The following is a 3,814-nucleotide window of genomic DNA, read 5'->3' on the forward strand; positions in this document are numbered from 1 at the left end:
ATGAACGCCGGCGCCGGATCCGACCGCGTCCCCGGCCTGTTCATCAACACGCTCCCGGTCCGTGTCCGGGTCGGGTCGGCCACGGTCGACGAGGCACTTGACGGCCTGCGCCACCAGCTGGCCGAACTGCTCGTGCACGAACACGCCCCGCTCGCCGTGGCGCAGCGGGCCAGCGGTGTGCCCGGCGGCAGCCCGCTGTTCACCTCGGTCTTCAACTACCGCTACAGCCAGGGCGCCACGCGGCGACCGGAGACCGGGAACGAGGGAGGGCTCGAAGGCATCGAGCAGCTCTACCTGTGGGACCGCTCGAACTACCCCCTGAACGTCTCGGTCGGCGACATGGGCTCCGGCTTCGTCCTGACCGTGCACGCCGTGGCACCGGCGGAGGCCGGCCGGGTGTGCGACCTGTTGCACACCGCCCTGGCCGGCGTCGTCTCCGCGTTGGAGGAGGCCCCGGACACGCGGTTGTCGGCGGTGGGGGTGTTGGGTGCGCGTGAGCGTGCGCTGGTGGTGGAGGAGTGGAACGCGACGGCGGTCGAGCTGCCGGGTGGTCTGGTGCCCGCTCTGTTCGAGGCGCAGGTGGCGCGGGTGCCGGGTGCGGTGGCGGTGTCGTGCGACGGGGTGGAGGTGTCGTTCGCGGAGCTGGATGCGCGGGCGAACCGGTTGGCGCGGTACTTGGTGGCGCAGGGGGTGGGTGCGGAGTCGTTGGTGGGTCTGTGCTTGCCGCGGGGTGTGGAGATGGTGGTGGCGGTCCTCGCGGTGTGGAAGGCGGGGGCGGGGTATCTGCCGGTGGATCCGGAGTATCCGGCGGAGCGGGTGGCGTTCATGCTGCGTGACAGCCGGGCGGTGCTGACGCTGACGACGGAGGAGTTGCTGGACGATCTGCCGGCGGGGCGGATGCGTCTGGTGGCGTTGGACGGTGCGTTGGTGCGGATGCAGCTGGCCGGACTGCCGGTCACTGCGCCGGGTGTCACGGTGGGCGCGGACGGGCTGGCGTATGTGATCTACACGTCGGGTTCGACGGGGCGTCCGAAGGGTGTGGCGGTCACGCACGGCGGGTTGGCGAACTATGTGTCGTGGGCTGTGGGTGCGTACGGGATGGCGGGGGGTGGTGGTGCGCCGTTGCATTCGTCGTTGGCGTTCGACCTGACGGTGACGAGTGTGGTGGTGCCGTTGGTGTCGGGGTCGGCGGTGGTGGTGAGTGAGGCCGGTGGTGCGCAGGGCCTGGCCGAACTGCTGGATGGGGGTAATGGTTTCGGGTTGGTGAAGGTGGTGCCGGCGCATCTGCCGTTGTTGGCTGAGTTGTTGCCGGGTGGTGCGGGGGCGCGGGGTGCGCGGCGGTGGGTGGTGGGTGGTGAGGCGTTGGCGGGTGCTGAGGTGCGTGCCTGGTTGGCGGGTGCGCCGGGGGTTGTGGCGGTGAACGAGTACGGGCCCACGGAGACGGTGGTGGGTTGCTGTGTGTTCGAGGTGGCGTCCGGTGACCGGGTGGGTGATGCGGTGCCGGTGGGTCGTCCGGTGGCGAACACGCGGTTGTACGTGCTGGACGAGTGCCTGCGGCCGGTGCCGCCTGGTGTGGCGGGTGAGTTGTACATCGCGGGTGCGCAGGTGGCGCGCGGGTACGTGGGTCGGCCTGGGTTGACGGCGGAGCGGTTCGTGGCGTGCCCCTTCGAGGCGGGTGCGCGGATGTACCGGTCGGGGGACGTGGCGCGGTGGAGTACGGAGGGGCTGCTGGAGTACCTGGGGCGGGCGGACGAGCAGGTGAAGATCCGGGGCTTCCGGATCGAGCCCGGTGAAGTTCAGGCCGCGGTCCTGGCCCACCACGGAGTGGCGCAGGCGGCGGTCGTCGCCCGGCAGGATTCCCCGGGCGACACCCGGCTGGTCGCCTACGTCGTACCCGCCGAGGCGGACGCCGACCCGGTCCGCCTGGCCGACCAGGTGCGCGAGGCCGCCGCCGAACGGCTGCCCGAACACCTGGTGCCGTCCGCCGTCGTCGTCCTGGACGCCCTGCCGCTCACCGTCAACGGCAAGCTCGACCGCAAGGCCCTGCCAGCCCCCGAGCACACCGGCGGGACACGAACCGGACGAGGACCGGCCGACGCACAGGAGGAACTCCTCTGCCAGGCCTTCGCCCACGTCCTCGGGCTGCCCGCGGTCGGCACCGACGACGACTTCTTCACCCTCGGCGGCCAGTCGCTCCTGGCGACCCGCCTGGTCAGCCGGGTCCGCGCCGTCCTCGGCGTGGAACTGCCGATCCGGGTCCTCTTCGACAGCCCGACCCCGGCCGCCCTCGCCGCCTGGCTGACCCGTGCGACCCGCGGCCGCACCGCACTGACGGCCGCCGAGCGCCCCGAACGGATACCGCTCTCCTTCGCCCAGCGCCGGCTCTGGTTCCTCGGCCGGCTCGAAGGCCCGAGCGCCACCTACAACATCCCGATGGCCCTGCGCCTGACCGGGGAGCTCGACCGCGCGGCACTCGACGCCGCACTGAAGGACGTGGTCACCCGGCACGAGGTGCTGCGCACGGTCTTCCACGTCACCGACGGGCAGCCCCACCAGCAGGTCCTGCCCGTGGAGAAGAGCGGCTTCGAACTGGCCGTCACCGACATCCGGGCCGACGACCTGGTCGAGGCCGTGACCGGCGCGGTGCGCCAGGCGTTCGACCTGTCCGAGCAGATCCCGTTCCGGGCCCGGCTGTTCGGGTTGGGCGCGGACGAGCACGTCCTGGTGGTGCTGATGCACCACATTGCGGGGGACGGCTGGTCGACGGGTCCGTTGGCGCGTGATCTGACGGTCGCCTATGCGGCGCGGCTGGCGGGCCGGGCGCCGGACTGGTCTCCGCTGCCGGTGCAGTACGCGGACTATGCCCTGTGGCAGCGTGAGCTGCTCGGGGCGGAGGACGACCCGGGGAGCCTGCTCGCCCGCCAGGTGGGGTACTGGCGCGAGGCCCTGGCCGGCGTGCCGGAGGAGCTCGCCCTGCCCGCCGACCGGCCACGCCCCGCCGCCCCCTCCTACCGGGGCCACGAGACGGGGCTGGAGATCCCGGCCGAGCTGCACGCCCGACTGCTGACCGTCGCACGCGAGCGGGGGGTGACGCTGTTCATGGTGCTCCAGGCCGCGCTCGCGGTGACCCTGTCGCGTCTCGGCGCGGGCACCGACATCCCGATCGGCGCGGCGGTCGCCGGGCGCACGGACGAGGCACTGGACGACCTGGTCGGCTTCTTCATCAACACCCTGGTGCTGCGCACCGACCTCTCCGGTGACCCGACCTTCGGCGAGGTGCTGGAGCGGGTCCGGCAGACCGGCCTGGACGCGTTCGCGCACCAGGACGTGCCGTTCGAGCGACTGGTCGAGGAACTCGCCCCGGTCCGCTCGCTGGCCCGCCACCCGCTGTTCCAGGTCATGCTCACCCTTGAGAACACCGGCTCCGTCGCCGGCGCCGGGAACGCGGCCATGGAGCTGCCGGGGCTGCGCGTCGGCCCGCTCGCCGCGAGCACGGCGGCGGCCAAGTTCGACCTGGACGTCAGCCTCGGCGAGGCGTTCGGCCCCGACGGCGCACCGGCGGGGCTCCGCGGCGCGCTCGTCGCGGCGGCCGACCTGTTCGACCCCGAGACCGCGCAGCAGCTGGTGATCCGGCTGCTGCGCGTCCTGGATACGGTCGCCGACGAGCCGGACACCCGGCTCTCGGCGGTCGAGGTGCTGGAGGCCGACGAGCGGGCCCGGGTTCTGGAGGGGTGGAACGACACGGGTCGTGTGGTGCCGGGGGCGCTGGTGCCGGCGTTGTTCGCGGGTCGGGTGGCGGGGTCGCCGGGTGCGG

The 3,814-nt window shown here is 72.8% G+C and carries 1 protein-coding gene; it reads left to right on the forward strand.

Translation table 11 applies throughout. The features are described from left to right. Window positions 1–3,814, forward strand: a 3,814-nt coding sequence (locus ACFC1F_RS42790) for an amino acid adenylation domain-containing protein (protein ID WP_376167179.1), incomplete at both ends; no start/stop codon positions are given.

This window comes from Kitasatospora sp. NPDC056181 (genome assembly GCF_042266225.1).
Taxonomy (GTDB): Bacteria; Actinomycetota; Actinomycetes; order Streptomycetales; family Streptomycetaceae; genus Kitasatospora.